At 41.5% G+C, this 19,797-nt stretch carries 14 protein-coding genes; 6 read left to right on the forward strand and 8 right to left on the reverse strand.

The features are described from left to right. Positions 1-15: 15 nt before the first annotated feature. The gene (locus ACTHN6_RS08260; protein WP_440435273.1) at positions 16-1,917 is read right to left on the reverse strand and encodes a S9 family peptidase; all 1,902 of its coding nucleotides are present in this window, start codon (positions 1,915-1,917) and stop codon (positions 16-18) included. A gap of 422 nt (positions 1,918-2,339) precedes the next feature. On the opposite strand from ACTHN6_RS08260, the gene lepA reads away from it, so the two are divergent. Beyond that, positions 2,340-4,124 carry a translation elongation factor 4 gene (gene lepA / locus ACTHN6_RS08265; RefSeq protein ID WP_440435274.1) on the forward strand — a complete coding sequence of 595 codons (1,785 nt, stop codon included), beginning with the start codon at positions 2,340-2,342 and terminating at the stop codon, positions 4,122-4,124. Between the two features lie 49 nt (positions 4,125-4,173). On the opposite strand, the gene ACTHN6_RS08270 is transcribed toward lepA, so the two are convergent. Together ACTHN6_RS08270 and ACTHN6_RS08275 are read right to left on the reverse strand one after the other, a co-directional pair. Continuing rightward, entirely contained in the window at positions 4,174-5,193 is a 1,020-nt protein-coding gene (locus ACTHN6_RS08270; protein WP_440435275.1) for a nucleoid-associated protein, read from the reverse strand. A gap of 37 nt (positions 5,194-5,230) precedes the next feature. After that, the gene (locus ACTHN6_RS08275; protein ID WP_440435276.1) at positions 5,231-7,591 is read right to left on the reverse strand and encodes a beta-L-arabinofuranosidase domain-containing protein; all 2,361 of its coding nucleotides are present in this window, start codon (positions 7,589-7,591) and stop codon (positions 5,231-5,233) included. Between the two features lie 187 nt (positions 7,592-7,778). On the opposite strand from ACTHN6_RS08275, the gene ACTHN6_RS08280 reads away from it, so the two are divergent. The 3 genes from ACTHN6_RS08280 (at position 7,779) to ACTHN6_RS08290 (ending at position 11,051) form a co-directional block, all read left to right on the forward strand. Beyond that, positions 7,779-8,252 carry a DinB family protein gene (locus ACTHN6_RS08280; protein WP_440435277.1) on the forward strand — a complete coding sequence of 158 codons (474 nt, stop codon included), beginning with the start codon at positions 7,779-7,781 and terminating at the stop codon, positions 8,250-8,252. A gap of 179 nt (positions 8,253-8,431) precedes the next feature. Then, positions 8,432-10,570 (forward strand): hypothetical protein, encoded by a 2,139-nt coding sequence (locus ACTHN6_RS08285; RefSeq protein ID WP_440435278.1) that lies wholly within the window; start codon positions 8,432-8,434, stop codon positions 10,568-10,570. A gap of 46 nt (positions 10,571-10,616) precedes the next feature. Beyond that, positions 10,617-11,051, forward strand: a complete 435-nt coding sequence (locus tag ACTHN6_RS08290) for a DUF1810 domain-containing protein (protein WP_440435279.1) — start codon at positions 10,617-10,619, stop codon at positions 11,049-11,051. Between the two features lie 52 nt (positions 11,052-11,103). On the opposite strand, the gene ACTHN6_RS08295 is transcribed toward ACTHN6_RS08290, so the two are convergent. From ACTHN6_RS08295 to serC, 3 genes are all read right to left on the reverse strand, one after another. Next, a complete protein-coding gene (locus ACTHN6_RS08295; protein ID WP_440435280.1) occupies positions 11,104-12,117 on the reverse strand; it encodes a tetratricopeptide repeat protein in 1,014 nt (337 codons plus the stop codon). An 81-nt stretch (positions 12,118-12,198) separates the two neighbouring features. Beyond that, complete coding sequence (locus ACTHN6_RS08300; RefSeq protein ID WP_440435281.1) at positions 12,199-13,431, reverse strand: DUF1015 domain-containing protein; 1,233 nt, start codon at positions 13,429-13,431, stop codon at positions 12,199-12,201. Between the two features lie 68 nt (positions 13,432-13,499). Continuing rightward, the gene (gene serC / locus ACTHN6_RS08305) at positions 13,500-14,570 is read right to left on the reverse strand and encodes a 3-phosphoserine/phosphohydroxythreonine transaminase (RefSeq protein ID WP_440435282.1); all 1,071 of its coding nucleotides are present in this window, start codon (positions 14,568-14,570) and stop codon (positions 13,500-13,502) included. A gap of 295 nt (positions 14,571-14,865) precedes the next feature. Here serC and ACTHN6_RS08310 point away from each other — a divergent pair, with 295 nt between their 5' ends. Together ACTHN6_RS08310 and ACTHN6_RS08315 are read left to right on the forward strand one after the other, a co-directional pair. Beyond that, positions 14,866-15,642, forward strand: coding sequence for a hypothetical protein (locus tag ACTHN6_RS08310; protein WP_440435283.1), 777 nt, complete (start codon positions 14,866-14,868; stop codon positions 15,640-15,642). Positions 15,643-15,768: 126 nt separating this feature from the next. Beyond that, positions 15,769-17,220, forward strand: coding sequence for a family 43 glycosylhydrolase (locus tag ACTHN6_RS08315; RefSeq protein ID WP_440435284.1), 1,452 nt, complete (start codon positions 15,769-15,771; stop codon positions 17,218-17,220). Between the two features lie 723 nt (positions 17,221-17,943). On the opposite strand, the gene ACTHN6_RS08320 is transcribed toward ACTHN6_RS08315, so the two are convergent. Together ACTHN6_RS08320 and ACTHN6_RS08325 are read right to left on the reverse strand one after the other, a co-directional pair. Beyond that, complete coding sequence (locus ACTHN6_RS08320) at positions 17,944-18,333, reverse strand: cold shock domain-containing protein (protein WP_440435285.1); 390 nt, start codon at positions 18,331-18,333, stop codon at positions 17,944-17,946. A 16-nt stretch (positions 18,334-18,349) separates the two neighbouring features. Next, positions 18,350-19,762 carry a tetratricopeptide repeat protein gene (locus ACTHN6_RS08325; protein WP_440435286.1) on the reverse strand — a complete coding sequence of 471 codons (1,413 nt, stop codon included), beginning with the start codon at positions 19,760-19,762 and terminating at the stop codon, positions 18,350-18,352. Positions 19,763-19,797 lie beyond the last annotated feature (35 nt).

Consider the following 19,797-nt stretch of genomic DNA (forward strand, 5'->3'; position numbering starts at 1 on the left):
CCTGCCGGTTTACAACTACTCCAGCGTTTCTTGCAGCCATTTAAAAAATTCGTGTTGCCAAACCATCGCATCCTGCGCCTTCAATACCCAATGGTTTTCATCGGACAAAAACAAAAAGCGGCTTTTAATACCTTTTAGCTGTGCTGCCTGGAAAGCCTGCTGCCCCTGCTCAACCGGTACACGGTAATCTTTGCCACCCTGCACAATCATAATCGGCGTGTCCCAGTTCTGTACAAAATTGCTGGGGCTTTGACTGAAAGACCGCTGTGCCACTGCATTATCCAGTTCCCAATAAGCGCCGCCTTTTTCCCAGTTTTCGAACCACATTTCATCGGTTGTGCCATACATGCTGCGGAAGTCAAACACACCATCATGCGATAAAAAAGTTTTAAAGCGATGATTATGCATGCCTGCCAAAGCATACACGCTGAAACCGCCAAAACTGGCGCCGATACAGCCGCGTTTTGAAGTATCAACATAAGGCAAAGTGGAAGCATCATCAATAGCATTGAGATAATCCTGTAAAACCTGCCCGCCCCAGTCTTTACTTACTGCTTCATTCCATACAGTGCCGAAACCCGGCATGCCGCGGCGGCACGGCGCAACAATTATATAATTACCGGAAGCCATTAACTGGAAATTCCACCTGAAAGAATAGAACTGCGAAACCGGGCTCTGCGGGCCACCCTGGCAATATAAAAGCGTGGGATATTTTTTAGTTGAATCGAAGTTAGGCGGCAGTATCAGCCAAACCACCATTTGCTTATTATCGGCTGTAGTTACATATCTTTTTTTCCAGGAACACAAAGCAAGTGTGTTGTACATTTCATCATTAACATGTGTTATTTGTTTAAGTGTTGAAGACTTGATATCTAACGCATAAATTTCCGTGGCATGGTTGAAATCTGTTCTCGTTACATATAAGGTATTGTTTACTTCACCAACAATACCGCTTACATCAAAATCGCCTTTTGTTATCTGGCGAACCATAGCCGCCATTCTTGTTTTACCGGGATAATTTACTTCAAATAATTGCAGTGTACCATCCACCGGTGCAATGAAATATATTTTTTTACCATCATCACTCCATTTAAAACTTACCACATGAATATCATCGCGGCTGCCGGTTAAATTCATTTTTGTAATACCATCCGAAACAACTATATCATTTTTATCACTTTCATATCCATCAGTTTTCATACTTAACCAGGCCAGATCGCCTTTTTTATTGTAAGCTGGATTAACATCATAACCCATCATGCCTTCGGTGAGGTTTTTTGTTTCGCCGGTTTCAATATTATACTCAAATAAATCCGTGTTGGTGCTGATGGCATAGGCGGTTCCCTGTTTTGGTTTGGTTACATATACAACATGTTTCCCATCAGGATTAAATATAAAATCTTCCTCACCGCCAAAGGGTTTTTGCGGGCAGTCGTAAGGCTGGCCGGCCATCAGGTCTTTCTTTGCCGTATCACCTGTTTTGTTTAAAAATATATGGCTGAATTTTCCATCTTCCCACTCATCCCAATGGCGGTACATGAGTGAGTTATAGATCATGGCATTGCTCTTTGACAGACCCGGATAAAAATCGCTGCCAAATACATTCATGATCTTTACATCAGCGGCGCTGATCTGCCATTGGCCATCAGGTGACACATGCGTGTTAGGCACAAGCGTATCTGCATTGGTAATTTCTTCTGCCGCGCCGCCGCCAATGGGAACGCGGTATGATTTGGTGGAACTTTTATTCGTTGCCAGATCCGGTGTGCTTACAGCATACACAACATATTTTTTATCTTTTGAAATGCCTATGGCATTAAGCCTTCCCAGTTTCCATAGCAGTTCGGGTGTCATTACATTTTGGGCAAGACAAAACAAGGGCGCCATAAGAAGCAGCAGGAGGAATATTTTTTTCATGTGTTCATTTTTATTTTTTTTAGGCCACATGGAATTCGCCTATGAATATCTTAGGTTGGTATCAACTTTTTGTTACGGCTCATTTCATGTGATGAATTTTCCCTCACCCTCGTTCCCTCTCCACAAGTGCAGAGGATGCCCATGTTCCGGGTGCGATTATTAAATATGGCGGGCGTTTGCATTTTTAGTTTCGTGTTTTTTAAGCAGCCTTAAGTTTTATGGAAAGTTTTTTTGTTTGCAAGATATTTGAAATCTTGCTGAATTAAAACATGCAGCACAAGGCCGTAACTCCCATAATCGGCAAAGCCTAACCATTAATACCATCTATTCAACTTCGGTTATCCAAAAATCATTGCAAACAGCTTATGCACACCGCAACCATTTCAAAGGAATTAACAAACCCAACATTATCTTTGCCCCTTATGAAGAAAATCAGGAATTTCTGCATTATTGCGCATATAGATCATGGTAAGAGCACGCTTGCAGACCGGTTGCTGGAACATACCAAAACTATCAGTGAAAGGGAAATGATGGCCCAGGTGCTGGACGATATGGACCTGGAACGTGAAAAAGGTATTACTATTAAAAGCCACGCCATACAAATGAATTATGTGTATAATGGCGAACAATATATTTTTAACCTTATAGATACGCCCGGCCATGTTGATTTTAGTTATGAAGTGAGCCGTGCCCTGGCTGCTTGTGAAGGCGCTTTGCTGCTGGTGGACGCCACGCAGGGTATCCAGGCGCAAACCATCAGTAATTTATACCTGGCCATTGAAAACGACCTGGAGATTATTCCCATTATCAATAAAATTGACATGGATGGCGCCATGATAGCCGAGGTGAAAGACCAGGTAATGGACCTGATTGGTTGTAAAGAAGAAGAAATTTTACTGGCCAGTGCCAGGAATGGCATTGGCATTGAAGAAATATTAACCGCTATTGTTGAACGCATTCCCGCACCAAAGGGCAACCCCGAAGCACCTTTGCAGGCATTGATATTCGACAGCATGTTCAACAGTTTTCGCGGTATTATTGCTTATTTCCGCGTGTTTAACGGCTCTATAAAAAAGGGCGATAAAATAAGGTTTATTTCAACAGACGCTGAATATGAAGCCGATGAAGTAGGCATTCTGAAACTGGGTTTGCAGCCGGCGAATGAAGTAAAAACCGGCGGTGTGGGTTATATTATTACCGGTATAAAAAATGCCAAGGAAGTAAAGGTGGGCGATACGATTACGCTTTCTGAAAATCCGGGCGAGCCTATTAAAGGTTTTGAAGAAGTGAAGCCGATGGTATTTGCAGGCATTTATCCCGTATCTACCGATGATTTTGCAGAGCTGCGTGAATGCATGGATAAGCTGCAACTGAATGACGCTTCGCTTACATATGAAATAGAAACTTCACAAGCCCTGGGTTTTGGTTTCCGTTGCGGCTTTTTGGGGCTGCTGCACATGGAGATTATACAGGAACGTTTAGAACGTGAGTTTAATCAAACTGTAATTACAACGGTGCCTAACGTAAGTTTTCATGCTTACACCACGAAGGGCGAGAAATTAATTGTAAACAACCCTGCAGAAATGCCCGATACCACAAAGCTTGATCATATTGATGAACCCTATATTAAGGCGCAGGTTATTTCGCTGCCGGAATATATCGGCAACATTATGACCTTGTGTTTGGGCAAACGTGGTATTCTCATTAACCAGTCTTATTTAACCACTACCCGCGTGGAATTGATTTTTGAAATGCCGCTTACAGAAATCGTATTTGATTTTTATGATAAGCTGAAAAGCCAGACCCGCGGTTATGCATCATTTGATTATTCGCCCATTGGTTACCGCGAAGCAGATATTGTGAAGATGGATATTTTACTGAACAACGAGAAAGTGGATGCTTTAAGCGCCTTGATTCACCGCAGCCGTTCCCAGGATTTTGGCCGCAAGCTGTGCGAAAAACTAAAAGAGCTTTTGCCGCGCCAGCAATTCCAGATTGCCATACAGGCTGCTATCGGCGCCAAGATAATCGCCCGTGAAACCATCAGCGCTTTCAGAAAAGATGTTACAGCCAAATGTTATGGCGGCGATATAAGCCGTAAACGTAAACTGCTGGAAAAGCAAAAAGAAGGCAAGAAACGCATGCGTCAAATTGGTAATGTAGAGGTGCCGCAGGAAGCATTTTTAGCAGTGCTGAAACTGGATTAAGCCGCGATGCTGCCACGGGTCAGGCGCTTTGAAGCATCTGAGCGTTACATCAGGCTTCATGCTCATAATAAATCTTGTAATATTTACGCCCGTTTTCATCAATGCCCTGTTCTATCAGTTCACGGTTGCCGTGAATATAAATATGAAAGTTTTTATCCAGCTTTAAAACACTTTTAAATGCCCGCGCCTGCTGCTTTACAGCCTGTGCCGATATATCAAAATTATCAGCCAGCTCCACCGCATTTTCCTGCCGGTAATGCTGATCAAATTTTTGAAAAGATTCAATCACATTGGGATGAAAAAAAACTTCCTGTTCAAACTCTTCTTTATCAAACTGGTCATGTTTTTTAAAGTAATCAACGGAACGGTTGAGCAAATCAATTTTATCAGCCTTGCTCATTTCAAATTCCTCATCTATTTGCCTGGTAACAAAATGTTTGGTGATGCCCAGGAATTGATTGGTTTGCGTAAAATCATTATTCAAGATCAATACGCTTAAAAAATCATCTTTCCAGTATTGCGCTTCTGTTGCTTTATTGGTGTTATCAACAATAGACAATATAAAACCGTTTTCTTTTTCCGTATTAAAAACCAGGCAACCTTTATCAAGCTTATTAATATTAATGCCCTGCCGGCTTTCTATCTCAAATCCATTTGTTACAGGTTCAACTTCTATATAAGTGTCTTTATTTTCAGATTTAAATAAGCCAATCGCATCCATTGTCTCACCATTTAAATGGCAATCTTTAAAATAAGCCACATAAAATTCACCGCCTTTTATTTTAGGATGCGTGCTTTTATCATATAAATGTTTGGCAAGATGAACAGATTGTTCATGCAGTGACTGCGGGTTTTCAAAAATGGCTGAAATGCAGGCATGCACAGCATTTAAAGAAAGATCGATTGTGTGATAAAAACGGTAGTACTCTTCTGTCTTGAATGATGAAAGAAAATACTGGCTTAATATATCCTTCAGTTCATCGCCCAGGTTTATTGTTTCTTTTGACAACCTAATGGGCTCATCCAGTAATTTATTTCCAGTTTTATGAATTGAAATAGATTGTATCATTTTTGTTGCGCTTCAAAGCGCAACAATACAACATAAATTATTTACTTATTGTCCTCACCCCAAAAACACGGCCTGCAGTTTTACCATTGGTTGATAAAACTTTTACATTAATTGCAGATTTATCTTTTAATAAATCACCCGGTATCGAATATACTTCATCATAAAATTTACCGGTTGTTTTTCCATTCAATTGGACAGAGGCGATCTTTACTCCATCAACCAAAATATCAAAGCTCCTGTTTTTATCATCGCCGATATATGTAAACAGTAATGCCGTTGGTTTATTGCCATCCACCTTCATATCAAACGAAAAGAAACCATCCTTTCTCACTTCACGGCCGGAGCGCCCATAAGCCTGGTCAACATAAGATTGCTCGCTGGATTTTAAATTATGATCACGTTCAGGCTGCATTTCACCTATACGAAAATTATCAATGGTTTGCGCCTCAATTTCCTGCTGGCGTTTTTTCTCTGCTTCGTATTCAGCCTGCCTGGCAGTCCAGTCAGCATTGGTAAAATAATCCCAGTAAACACTGTAATGGTTATCAATATTCTTGTAAAATGGTGTAAGCGTTACATCAAAAGGTTTTCCTGTATTTTTTGTATGAAAAGTAAGCGGGGCATCAGCATCTTTTACAACCCAATCGTTTACGTTTCTATTATCTGTTAACAAAACCGGTGTGCCATAAACAGGATCGGGCAGGGTATCGCCAAGATTACCCGCAAGCACCAACGGGCCGTATAACAAAGCCACCCGGTCTTTATTATCGGGCATGCTTTCCGTATATAAACTCATATTAAAAGCAATATCAATCCTGTCATGATCATTCCATTTTTTATGGATAACAAGAAAGCCATCAGCGTCTTTTTCAGCTTTAACTTCTTTATTGTTCACTTTTATCACAGCGTTGGTTGTTGCCCACCACGGCCGGCGTATTTTTACCGGGAATGCAATTGATTTTTTTGTAGATATGACAACGGATGTTGTTCCGTTTTCAGGATAAGTTGTATGCTGCGTTACAGTTACATTTTTGCTTTTCCAGTTAAGCTGTGAAGGAATAAAAAGGTTGACGTATAAACTTCCATCGGCGCCTTCAAAATAAATGTCTTCCGTGTACTTGGAATGATTTTCCATGCCACTGCCCACGCAGCAGGTAAACGTATTGGTGGAATCACTGAATTGTTTTTTGGCGCCCATACGCAACGGTTCAAAATACAGCATCATAGCATTATGAGGGTTTTGCGAAGCAAGTATATCATTATATAATGCCCGCTCATAATAATCCATCAGGCTTGCTCCTGGCTGCCATGAAAATAAATGTCCTGTAAGTTTAAGCATGTTATAAATGCAACAGCTTTCTGCCGTATTATCGCTCAGGGCATCATTCAGTTTGCCGGGCTGGCCAAGGTATTCATAGTTGCCGTTACCACCAGTTACATAACTATGGTCATTCGCGATTATATTCCATGCACGGCTGGCAATGGTTTCATCGTTTTTATTTGCCGTTAATTCATATTGCCTGGCGCTGCCGATTGCTTTAGGAATATTGGTATTGGAATGTTTGCCTGCAAGCGGATCAGCTTTGCCTTCCGCCAATGGCTGCATAACAAAATCATCATAAAATTTATAGGAAAGGTCAAGGTATTTTTTATTGCCTGTAATGGCATAAATATTTGCCAGCACATCATTCATGCCGCCAAATTCACACTTCAGCATTTTCTGACGTTGCGCTTCATTCAACGGGTCAACAATAGATGCCGTCCAGTCAGCCATCTTTGTTACAATGTCCAGCGCCTTATTGTTATCAGCATACAAGTAAGCATCCACCAAACCGGCCATTACTTTATGCACGGTGTACCAGGGGCTCCAGCCGCCATTCAAATCAAAACCACTACTCTTAATTTCGCCGCGCTGCACTTTATAAAAAATAGAATCTTCTCCGGGAATAGCGCCCACATAACCTGTTTTTCTTGCAGCCTGGCACCTGGCCAGTTCATCAACAATATAATCTACCCGTTGTTTAAAGTGTTCATCGCCGGTGGAGGCATACATCATTGAAAGAGCGGATAAATAATGTCCTAATGTGTGGCCGGAAAGCCCTTCCCGCTCCCACCCGCCATAAACACTATCCTTCGGCGGCAAACCTGAGTTTATATAAAAACGGGTGAGCAACCTGTCAGCGCTTAAAGACAGCAAGTAACCACCATTAATTTCCATAGCATGTTTAAATGGGCTGTTATCAATCAGCCGAACATCTTTCAAATTGAATGCATATGCTTCGGGCTGCACCGCAGGCTGCACCTTAAGCTTACTATTATTTTTTTCCGGAAGCAGGGATTGGGAAAAAACAGGAAAGGAAAAAAATATTGTAATAATGAAAGTAGCGCTCAGTTTCATGCTTAAAAATACTTTAGAAATAATGAAATGGATGTATTGAACAAGAATACTGAATAAATATGTTAAACCTAATGGACACGCACCATTTTGTAAGAAGCAATGAAAAAAATTATGGGATTAAAGGCTGCTGACATACTGTTGTCACTACGGCCTTTCAACTTTGTATGGAAACTTTAAAATTACAACCATGAGTACAAAATCAATTATTACCAAAGATGAAATGCTGCAGCACTGGTTAGCGCACCGCGGCCTCACAAGAAAGACAATTGAAAAATTTCCGGAGAAAGAATTATTTGAATTCAGTATTGGCGGTATGAGGACTTTTGCAGACCTCGTAAAAGAATTACTGGCCATTGCTGTGCCCGGTTTAAAAGCTATTGCAGCAAATGTAACGGAGCCTTTCAATCATAATCTTCCCGTACAAACAAAAGCAGCACTTCTGCAGCAATGGGATGAGGCTACTCCAAAAATCATTGAATATTTCAACCAGATCCCGGAAGAACGCTTTCATGAAAAATTTAAGTTGTTTGGGCAATATGAATTAACCATCATCAATCATATTCTGTATTTCATCGACAACGAAATACATCACCGTGGCCAGGGCTTTGTTTACCTGAGGGCTTTGCAAATTGAACCTCCGTTTTTCTGGGACAGGTATTAGAAACTGTTATTTCTACATTCTGTTCATTTCAATTCCGGCATATCTGCTAACAACAGGATAATGCCGGAATTAAAGTTTATGCGAGGCATTAAATTTATAATCCATCATCATCCCTATTCATCACCAGGCCCTAACTTTATAGCTTTTAAAATAACGGCATTATGCCGCCTGCCTGCTATATGTCAGAGTTAAAAAAGAGTATTGTTTTTATTACGGCATTATTGCTTATTGCCGGCAATTGTTCAGCACAATCTTTTCAATACGATACAACTTCAGCACAGCAGCGTTATGCAGTCATGCGCCTGTCGGAGGCCTTGAAACAAGATAAATCAGCCACTGCTTATACCATACGATTGATCACGGAAAGTTCAGCTTATGCATTTGAAAGTTTTTCTGTTAACAGGAATAGCCACACGATCAATATCACAGGTGGCAGTAACCGGGCATTGATCTATGGCTGTCTCTCTGTGGCAGAAGACCTGCGTAATGGCACCACTTTAAAAAATATCCAGCCCAAAAATGAAAAAGCTTTCCTTCCATTCCGCGCTATAAAATACGACCTGCCCTGGGATACTTACCGTCACAGTTATGCGCTTTCATTGCATGATACCACCTGCAGGGATACGGCTTACTGGAAAGCATTTTTGGATATGATGGCGGAGAACCGTTTTAATGCACTTACCTTATGGAACCTGCATCCTTATACTTTTCTTATCAAACCCAAAAATTTCCCGGAAGCCAGCCCATGGAATGATGATGAGATGAAAACATGGCAAACACTTTTTCATGCCATTATGCGCATGGCCAATGAAAGAGCGATTGAAACTTACATCATTCCGTTCAACATATTTGTAACGCCTGAATTTGCCAAAGCGCATAATGTTGCCATGGATAACCTGCAGCATGATTATTTTGTAAGAGGCGATACTTCCGCCATCATAAAACAATACACCCGCGAATGTGTAACGCAAATGCTGGAGGAATATCCCGAGCTTACCGGCATGGGACTTACCCTGGGTGAAGGCATGGCGGGCATGACGCCGCAAGAGCGGGAGGATTGGATGAAAGAAACGATTATTGAAGGCATGAGGCTGGCTAACCGTAAATCAAAACTGATACACCGCATCCCGTTTTCAAGCACCACCGGTTCGCTGGGTATTACGAGTATTGAAACCGAAAAGCTTACCCGCCATGCGATAGAACAGGAAGCTGCCATGAGTTTTATGGAGACACCGGTTTGGGCTGATCTTAAATTCAACTGGTCGCATGCACATTCCACCACCAAACTCATTAAAGTGCATGGCGGCAAATTATATGACACCTATTTTAAACCGGAACCGGAAGTTTATAAGATAACATGGACAGCACGCAATGAAGACTTTTTCTGCCTGCGGTGGGGCGTGCCTTCTTTTGTGCGGGAACACATTTTAAACAACAGCCAGTCCTGGTGCGGCGGTTATACCGTTGGCTCTGAAACCTATATTCCTGCCAAAGATTATTTTACCAAAGACAAGAATGATCTTCCCTGGCAGTATGCATTTGAACGGCAGTGGTTGTTTTATAAATTGTGGGGAAGATTGCTGTATAACCCGTTGCAAAACGATGCTATATTCAACGCCGAATTTATACGCCGTTATGGTGCGCAGGGCAAACAATTACCGGAAGCATCTTCTCTTGCCGGTTCAACCGCATTGCGCATTGCATCAGATTTTGATTGTGGCTGGGATTTTACTTTATATGCCGAAGGCATGATGGCCTTGGATACGGCTACCAAAAATGTAAGTTATATTTCTGTTGAACGGTTAATAAACCAGCTGCCCCTTGATACGGATTATGTATCTATAAAAGATTATGTTCAGCAGGTACAGGCCGGGCAAGGTTTTGATAAAGAAAAAACAACGCCGCTGCAACTTGCAGCTATGCTGGAAAAAGACTGCAATAAAGCACTGTTACTTGTGCAAAATATCAATACAAAAAACAATAAGGCATTAATGTATGAGGTAGCCGATATAAAAACGTGGAGCTACCTGGGTTTGCATTTTGCCGAGAAGATAAAAGGCGGTGTTGCATTGCAAACCTATCGAATGAATGGTGATGAAAAATATAAACAGGAAGCTGTTATGCATCTTCAAAAAGCATTAGAGCACTGGGATACAATTATTCGTATTACGCGGCCTTTATACAGGGATATGCCGTTGGTTCACCTAAGCCAGCAGGGAGGAGAAGAAAACCGTGATAATTTCTATAAAACTTTTCATTGGGAGAAGTTGCGCCCTGATGTACTGAAGGACGTGCAAATAGCAGCGCAGATTCATTAATAGTGCAGGATACTTTTATACATTTGCTTAATTCAACATTATTTAAATGGCACAATCATCTAACGATAAATATCTTGAAAGGTTTGTTGAAGCGCAGCAAGCAGAATACAACATCGCATTAAACGAAATAAAAAACGGTAAAAAAGAAACTCATTGGATGTGGTATATATTTCCACAGGTTTTGGGCCTGGGCTTTACCAGCGTTTCCATGGAATATGGTATAAAAGACTTGGATGAAGCAGCCGCTTATTTAAACCATCCTGTTCTGGGCCCGCGGTTAATAGAAATATCCAACGTGTTGCTAACCCTTGATACCGATAATGCCCGTGAAATATTCGGAGGCTCTGATGCCGTTAAGTTAAGATCAAGCATGACCTTATTTTCATTGGTGCCCAATGCCGACAAGGTTTTTGAGCTTGTGCTGGAAAAATTCTTTAAAGGAAGGAAAGATGAGAAAACCCTGCAATTGCTGGGTATATAAATTTTACGGTCATTACATCCTCCGGTACACGATAATCTCTTAGTATTATCACTTACATTTTGCCGTAATATTGTTCGGGTGGCATTTTAAACAAAACGTTGCGCTGGTATTGTGTGAAGCTCTGCATTTCCTCATCGTGTGTGTAAACCCAGTTGTCATATTTATTCTTGTTGATAACCTGGCCAAACAACCATTGGTTATAAGCATCAAACATACCGTCGCGCATTAACTTCAACTGGAGATCGAATAATTTATAAGGATAATTATTGGCGTTTGTGTTTGACCAGTTCAATAAAAACCTTGCACGGTATGCCGTTATCATTTCAGGTGAAATATCGCCGCTTTCGCTTTCCATCACAGCAAGCATGGAAGATGCAACTGCTTTTTCAAAATCGTTGCCATTATTTTTCAGTTCTTCAATATTGGCTTTATTGTTAAACAGGCCTTTATAATTGTTCAGCAATGCAGTTTTTATTTCAGTAGTCCGTTTCGTAAGCGTTTCAATGTTCACGAATATTTCGCCATAAATATTACTCCAGAAAATGTTGTTGTTATCCGCATAATATTTACAGGCGTAATAATAATTGCCGCTGTAACTGGGATCGGCAGCTATGCCCTTCTCCCACTGGTTTATAGCTTCGTGTTTATTATTATACTGGGTGTACATGTCGCCATATTCACTGTATAAAACACCGCTTTTAGGAAACTTTTTCAACGCAGCTTTATACATTTTATCAGCGTCTTTATAAGCCGCTATGGCTTTATAGGCAAGGCCGAGTATCTGGTAGCTTTGCACATCGGCATCATCCCTGCCTGTAAGCGATTTGCCTATTTTTATAGAACGCTGATAATCCCTGCTGATAAAAGCGATATAAGCTTCATCTTTCAGCAGTTCAATATTATCAGGGTATTGCTCAAGGCCCTTTTCGAGTATTTGTATAGCGCCGGAAAAATCCTGTTGTTGTGCCGCCGCTGTAGCTTGTTTACGGATGGATTCAACTGTTTGCTGCGCATATAATAATTGCGAAGTGTATAGCAAAACAATCAATAAAAAAACTCTTTTCATATACCGGCTTTTAATCATAAAGAAATCAAAACGCTTTCTTCATAAAATATCATGCCCATTAGCATCAATTACCCGTTAAATTTATTCATATATAAGATGGGTAACAAGCCCGTCCCTGAGTTTTGGTTCAAACCAGGTGCTTTTTGGCGGCATAATGCTGCCACTGTCGGCAATATCAAACAATTGCTGTATGGTTACAGGATAAATGCTGAACGCCATTACACATTCCCCGTTGTTTACCCTTTTTTCCAGTTCATTCAGGCCGCGTATACCGCCAATGAAATCAATATTTTCATCGGTGCGCTGGTCTTCTATGCCAAGGTATTTCGACAACACATTGTTTTGAAGAATGGTTACATCCAGCACGCCAATCGGGTCTTCGGAATAACTGCCTTCCTTTGAGGTAAGCTTATACCATTTGTTGGCAATATACAAACCAAATGTATGTGGCTGCTGCGGCTTATAAGCGGAGTTGGCTTCTTCCACCACAAAATCGGTTTCCAGCTTTTGCAGAAATGCTTCTTTACTTAAACCATTCAGTGTTTTAACCACGCGGTTATAATCCATTATCTCTAATTGGCTGGAAGGAAATAAGGTGGTAAGAAAATAATCAGAGGCCGGCGTTCTTTTATCACCTAAGCTTTTACGCACTTTGGCGGCTGAAGCGGCGCGGTGATGGCCATCAGCAATGTAAGTAAAAGGAATATCTTTCTCAAAAGCTTCCTGTATATCTTTAATTGCTTTGTCCTCGCTCACAATCCATAAAGTATGTGCGATACCATCTTCCGTTACAAAATCATACACTGAACTTTTCTTGCTTATCAGGTTTTCAATTAAAGTATCCAATGCAGCATTGGCGGGATAAGCAAGAAATACATTACCCGTTTGTGCGCCTGTTCTTTTTATATGATTAATGCGGTCGTTTTCTTTATCGGGCCGTGTTAATTCATGTTTTTTAATGATGTTATTTTCATAATCATCAATGCTGCTTAGTGCAACAAGCCCCACCTGGCTCCTGCCATTCATGACGAGGCGATAGATATAAAAACATTCCTTGTTCTCTGAAAACAACACATCGCGTTTGCGAAATGCTTCCAGGTTTTCTTTTGCTTTTTCGTAAACAGGTTCACTGTGTATGTCAACACTTTCCGGAAGGTCTATTTCACTTTTTGTGATATGCAGGAACGAATTGGGATTACCCTGTGCTTCCACCTTTGCTTCGGCGCTGGTTAATACATCATAAGGTTTGCTCGCCACCTGTTTTGCAAATTGTGCCTGTGGTCTTAATGCTTTAAACGGTTTAATAATTGCCATTACTTTTACTATCGCCTCAATTTTATTTTATAAATGTTTATCAATGGTTAGCTGAAATCAAAAACGCATTATCCATGCTTTTCATTAAAATCTTTCATCAGGTCGCATAAAACCTGTACGCTGCTTAACGGTAAAGAGTTATACATGGATACACGCAGCCCGCCCACGGTTCTGTAACCCTTCACGCCCACCATGCCATTGTTTTTGCATATATCCAGAAACAGTTTTTCATGCTCAGGATTTTGCGTGGCGAAGGTTGCATTCATTAAGCTCCGGTCACGTTTATCTACCTTGCCTGTAAAAGCATCTAATGAATCCAATGTGTTATAAAAAAGATCGGCACGCTCCTGCGCCCTCCGCTCCATTTCCGCCAGCCCGCCTTCTTTTTTTATCCAGCGCAGTGTAAGCAGGCTCACATACACGGCAAAAACCGATGGTGTATTCATCAGGGATTTTGCTTCAATATGGTTGCTGTAATTTAAAATGGAAGGTATTGCCCTGCTTACCTTTCCTAAAATATCTTTCTTCACCACAACAATGGTTGTACCTGCAGCACCGGCATTTTTTTGCGCCCCGGCATAGATGAGCGAATATTTTGAAAAAGGCATTTCACGGCTGAATATATCACTGCTCATATCAGCCACCAGCGGCACATTGGCTTCAGGAATAAAATTCCACTGTGTGCCTTCCACCGTGTTGTTGGTAGTATAATGCAGGTAAGCAGAATCCTGCGGTACAGACAATTCCCGCGGGATATACGTATGCCCCAGGTCTTTTGACGAACAGGCAATATGCACATTGCCAAAAAGTTTTGCTTCCTTAATGGCTTTGGCGCCCCAGATGCCATTATCACAGTATGCAGCCGTGGCTTTTTCATCCAGCAAATTCATGGGCACCTGCATAAACTGCATGGTAGCGCCGCCCTGCAAATACAGTACTTCGTATGAATCATCCAGGTGCATCAGTTCCTTCACCAGCGAACGTGCTTCTTCCAGCACATTCACAAACCATTCCGTACGATGGCCTATCTCCAAAATAGATAAACCAATATGATTAAAGTCAATAACCGCTTCGGCGGCCTGCTGCAATACTTCAGCCGGTAATATGGCCGGGCCTGAATTAAAATTATACATTTTCATTTGTACACCTTAAAAAAGAGGTGCAAAAGTAAACGCTTTACGGGAGAATTATCTGCTTAAATATAAGGTGCTGTATAAATGGCATGCGGGTGTTGAAAACAAGAAGGGGCAGCGGGTTTAAGGAGAAAGGCGGAAGGTTGTCGCTTCACAAATCCAAAAAACCGCATGCGCAGCTACTAAGAAACCGCGATTTGTCGCATTTTTTTTGCTGCTGGTCGCGATGCATACAGGCTGCTATGCAACCAAAATAATATTCTGCTATCTTCATGCCCAGCTAACATTCATGTCATATATAATGGCTACAAAACAATCATTAAACAGTAAGGATCACACTATGAACATTAAACGCAAAACATGGCTGCTATCGTTTGGGCTTATAAGTTTAGCAGGATTAGGATTACAGGCATTTTCCCCGGCACCGGAAAATAAAACGGCGCTTACTGCAAAAACCACCGATACCACGCGCAGCCTGGCCGCCTATTTTACGCCGGCGGCAACAAAAAGCAAAATGCCCGATGCAGACGGTTTTATCCAGCGCTGGCTGCTCCTGGAACCCATCAGTAAACCCAACCGCACCAACACTGTTTTTACAGACAGCTACATCAGGAAAGCATTTGACACCCTGTATTTTCCAAACCAGTTTACCCTACTTCCCAAAGATGGCGACAAGGTAAATGTTGGCACACAGGAACTCACCTGGCATGCACTGGACAGCAAAAATTTTAATGTAAAACTGTTCCGCTTTGCGTACGGGTTAAACAAACCTGTTTACGGTGTCCTCTTCTGGGCGGTAACCGTGGTGAACTGCCCGCAGGAAATGAAAAATGTAAGAATGGCCGTAGGTTCAAATTCTGCATCTATGTGGTGGCTTAACGGGAAAGAAGCCGTGATACTTTCCGGCGACAGGCGCATGGTGATGGATGACGCTGTTTCTACCCGTATTACGCTTAATAAAGGAAAGAATATCATCCGCGGCGCAGTCATCAATGGCCCCGGCATGAGCGATTTCTGTGTGCGTTTTCTTGATGAAAAAGGCGAGCCGTTAAAAAATATCACAATAACTGCCGGGTAAAACCATTAAACATCCGGCCATAAAATAATCCATAATCATACACCGGGTTATTTTGAAATGAGCAGGCTGTTATCAAACACCTGCTATAAACACAGTTTTAAGTCGATCGAAACAAATTATTTACTGATGAAATATAGAATTGGAATAACCGCCGCAACCTTACTGTTATCTGCACTGTTCGCCGCCACAGCCATGGCGCAAACAGGCGAACCGTTTATACACGACCCTTCCACCATTATGGAATGCGAAGGAAAATATTACACCTTTGGCACAGGCGGCGGCGGGTTAATATCTAAAGACGGCTGGACGTGGAATGGCGGTGGGGTAAGACCGGGCCGCGGTGCTGCACCCGATGTGGTGAAGATCGGCGACCGCTATCTTATAGCCTATGGCGCCACAGGCGGAGGCCTGGGCGGTGGGCATAACGGAAATATACTGACCATGTGGAATAAAACCCTCGACCCCAACTCGCCCGATTTTAAATATTCAGAAGCGGTAGTGGTAGCCTCATCCGATGGTATGGAAGATAATGACGCTATCGACCCGGGCCTCCTGCTCGATCCCACAACCGGACGCCTCTGGTTATCGTATGGTACTTATTTTGGTTTCATCCGCCTCGTAGAGCTTGACCCAAAAACAGGCGGGCGCATCCCCGGCAACAAAGCAATCAACATAGCCATTGACTGTGAAGCCACCGATTTAATATACCGCGATGGCTGGTACTACCTGCTGGGCACACATGGCACCTGCTGCGATGGCGCCAATTCAACCTATAACATCGTAGTTGGCCGTTCCAAAAAAGTAACCGGCCCTTATCTTGACAATATAGGAAGGGATATGCTGAAAGGCGGCGGCAAAATGGTGCTGGCAGCCAGTGAAAGGCTTATCGGGCCGGGGCATTTTGGCCGGATGGTACTTGGCAACGGGATTGAAAAAATGTCGTGCCACTACGAAGCAGATTTGGACCAAAGCGGTTATAGCGTATTGGGTATCCGTCCCCTGCTATGGAAAAACGGCTGGCCCGTTGCCGGCGATAATTTTAAAGAAGGCACGTATGAAATTGAATCTGAAAGAAGAGGGTATGCCCTGGAGTTAGCCGTAGATTTTGTACGGATGCCTGGCGGCATGCGGTGGTTTAACCGGAATAAAGAGGAACCCATAAAACCCGTGCCATCGCAGGTGCTATCCGATGTGATCGATACCTGGCCTGCAGGCAATATTGATGTACGCATCGGCGATTACATGGGCCGCCCGCATCAACAATGGACTATCACAGCCGTTCCGGATGCAGCAGGTTATCCCGGCGGCCCCTCTTATAAAATAGTCATCGACAGCACAGGCCGCGCCCTTGCGGCAACAGCCGAAGCGGAAGTGGTAACAGTGCCTGCATTTACAGGTGTACCGGAACAGTTATGGCGCATCGACCAACTGACAGACGGCACTTACCGGATAATGCCTAAAGCCATCCCCGGTTCAAAGCAACAGTTAGCGCTGGTATCGGCCGGCGACAGTACGCCCACCCTCGCGGAATTTGATAGTAACAGCGATAATTCGAAATGGAATTTTAAAGCGCATTAAATGGCTCCTGCCGTTGTATGTGGCTTAACGATTGCCCGCTAACGCTTCGAACGTCATTTCGACGACAGGAGAATTGCAAAGCAATCATTGAGGCAAATGAAAACAATTTTTAATCGAAATAAATCTCCTGAGCTGTAAAGGGTTGAATGAGCATGGATGTTGAGTATCGTTTCTCTCAGAGGACGATGTGCCAGAATTGTTTAATGCATCGTCCCCTGGCAGTAGACTGTGCTGGACAGTAAAGAAATATTTAAACCTGGATTATCAAATTAAAGATGACTGCAAAATATAAAGATCTTCGAACGTCATTTCAACGATAGGAGAATTGCGAAGCAATCATTGAGGCAAATGAAAATAATTTTTAATCGAAATAAATCTCCTGGAAATGCAGAGGGTTGAATGAGCATGTACGTTTACAGGCAATGTCTTTACGTCGCATTGGGTCTTCGTTAGTGCAAGCCAGGAGACGCTGCATTAAGTAAACACAGGATCTCACCCTGCGCATCTGGCTATATAATGAAGCACCTGCTATGACGAAGCATGGTGATATGCAGGTCTGTAGTCTCTAAATTTCTCTACCGGTTGGTGTCCCCACCAACCGGAATTTTACTTCCCATAAAACCGCTCCTATCCTGTTGCCAGCGAGGGATAGGTGAAGCTTATCCCGGGCCCATGTTTACGTGGCGGGGCTAATCTCTCGAAAACTGTAATTTATAGAGGTGACTAGGTTAACCTTATATCGTAAGCTATAGCTTTCATTCCTGGATTTGCTGGATGAAAAGCAAATGAGACATTGTTTCCTACGCTAACCTTATCCTTATTCCCTTGGATAGCATGTATTTTGAAATAGAAATCTTCTTTGTCACTTTTTATGAAACCAAACCCTTTTTCTTTATTTAGACTAGATATTCGTCCACGAAGACGTTCATTGTTATATCTCTTATTATTACTTTGATTTTGCGACTTCCAAAAAATTAAAAGCTCATTGTATAAAGCAATTGCATTAGAGTATGATTGAACATCTGCTGTTCCCTTAACTTCGTCTAAAGCATTTTTTAATTCAAGTGGAATTTTAAAATTTTGCTCTTGACGAAAGAGTAAGGCAAGTTGCAAGTGCTTATACGAAAGATCAAGCCGATTTTTTGTTTTTATATATTTTGCCTAAAAGTAAATACAAGCCATCTTTCTTTTCCTTGTCACCAAAATTTAAGGCCGCTTCAAGAGCATATTTATTTGCGAGATCAATTTTTCCATCGTCAAAATATAACTCCGCCAGCTCCTTTTCTATAAACCACTCTTTCTTCTTAATAACTATTTTTTCAAGCTCTTGAATAGCCTCTGTTTTGTCACCTATTTTTATTTTGCATAAAGCAATTCTACGGGCAAACCAGATGTCGTTATTGTAATGAAACTTTTCAAGAGTTTCAAGTGCAGTTTGGCTGATTACTAAACACGTTTCATAATCATTAGTTCTAAATAGTGCATTAGCATAAGTGGATAACCAATTTTCTTTATCAGAAGCAAGTTCTGCTACTTTTTCCCTACCTTTTCTGATAAAGGTTACAGTCGGGCAATCGATACTTAGTTCATTGTAATCAAGAACGTTTAAAAATTCTAGTATCCGTTGCCAGTTAACCGATGCTGCGCTTTTTTGAATTTTTATATAAAGATTGAAAAGCTTTGAGAAGGGGCTATATTTTGATTCTTTATTTAACCTTGGCAATAGCTTCAATAGATTATTGTTCGTTTTCTCTTTATCATCTACTTGATTCACTTGTGGCTGCTCTCGCACATCGAAGTCAATAAACATTGTGTCTAGCTCTTCCTCGGGAACTTCTTCATCGACATTTTTGAAGTCTCTTTTTAACTGGTAATATGTTAACCATCCAAAGGCGTTAAGTATTTCTTCTGATAGAGAAGCGTCATCAATGCTTAACCCTAAGAATTCTAGAAAAGTAAATCCTCTTTCAGGCTTTCCACTTTTCCCAAATACATTCGATATTCCTCCTATAATGAATGTATCATTCTTTATTAATTGCTGTATTCGCACTTCGGTTTTGAATTTTATCTCTTTAAGTATATTCAATAATAATTCTAAGGATCCTTCTAAGTTAAAACGTCTAACTCCGAGTGCCTTACCAATAATTCTTTGAATGAGCATGTCGTAAAATGATGTGCTCTTATCAATTACATTAAGGAATTCCAGTAATCGAGTAGAGACCAATTGAACTTGATCTGCTGCTTCTTTCTTTATTGCTTCATCCAATTCGTTATACAACAGCCATCCGAAGGAATTCAGTATATAATTATTTTGATCTGTCTCTATTCCTATGTTAAATTCTTCAAGAAATTTGTACGCCTCCTCAAATCTTCCCAAATGTCTATATGAATCTATAACACTCTTTATTATGATAGAGTTGGAACTAATTACTTGAGACGAAAAATCAGAATGATTGTTTTTAAACGATACAATTACATTATCGTATTTTTTTTCTTTCGCCAAATCCGCTATATAGTTAGCAAAGGTTTGAATGTTATTCATTTTAGAGCTCTTTGAATTGTAACAGAATATTTGAA

Origin of the sequence: Parafilimonas sp., from assembly GCF_051953455.1 — a bacterium.
Classification (GTDB): domain Bacteria; phylum Bacteroidota; class Bacteroidia; order Chitinophagales; family Chitinophagaceae; genus Parafilimonas.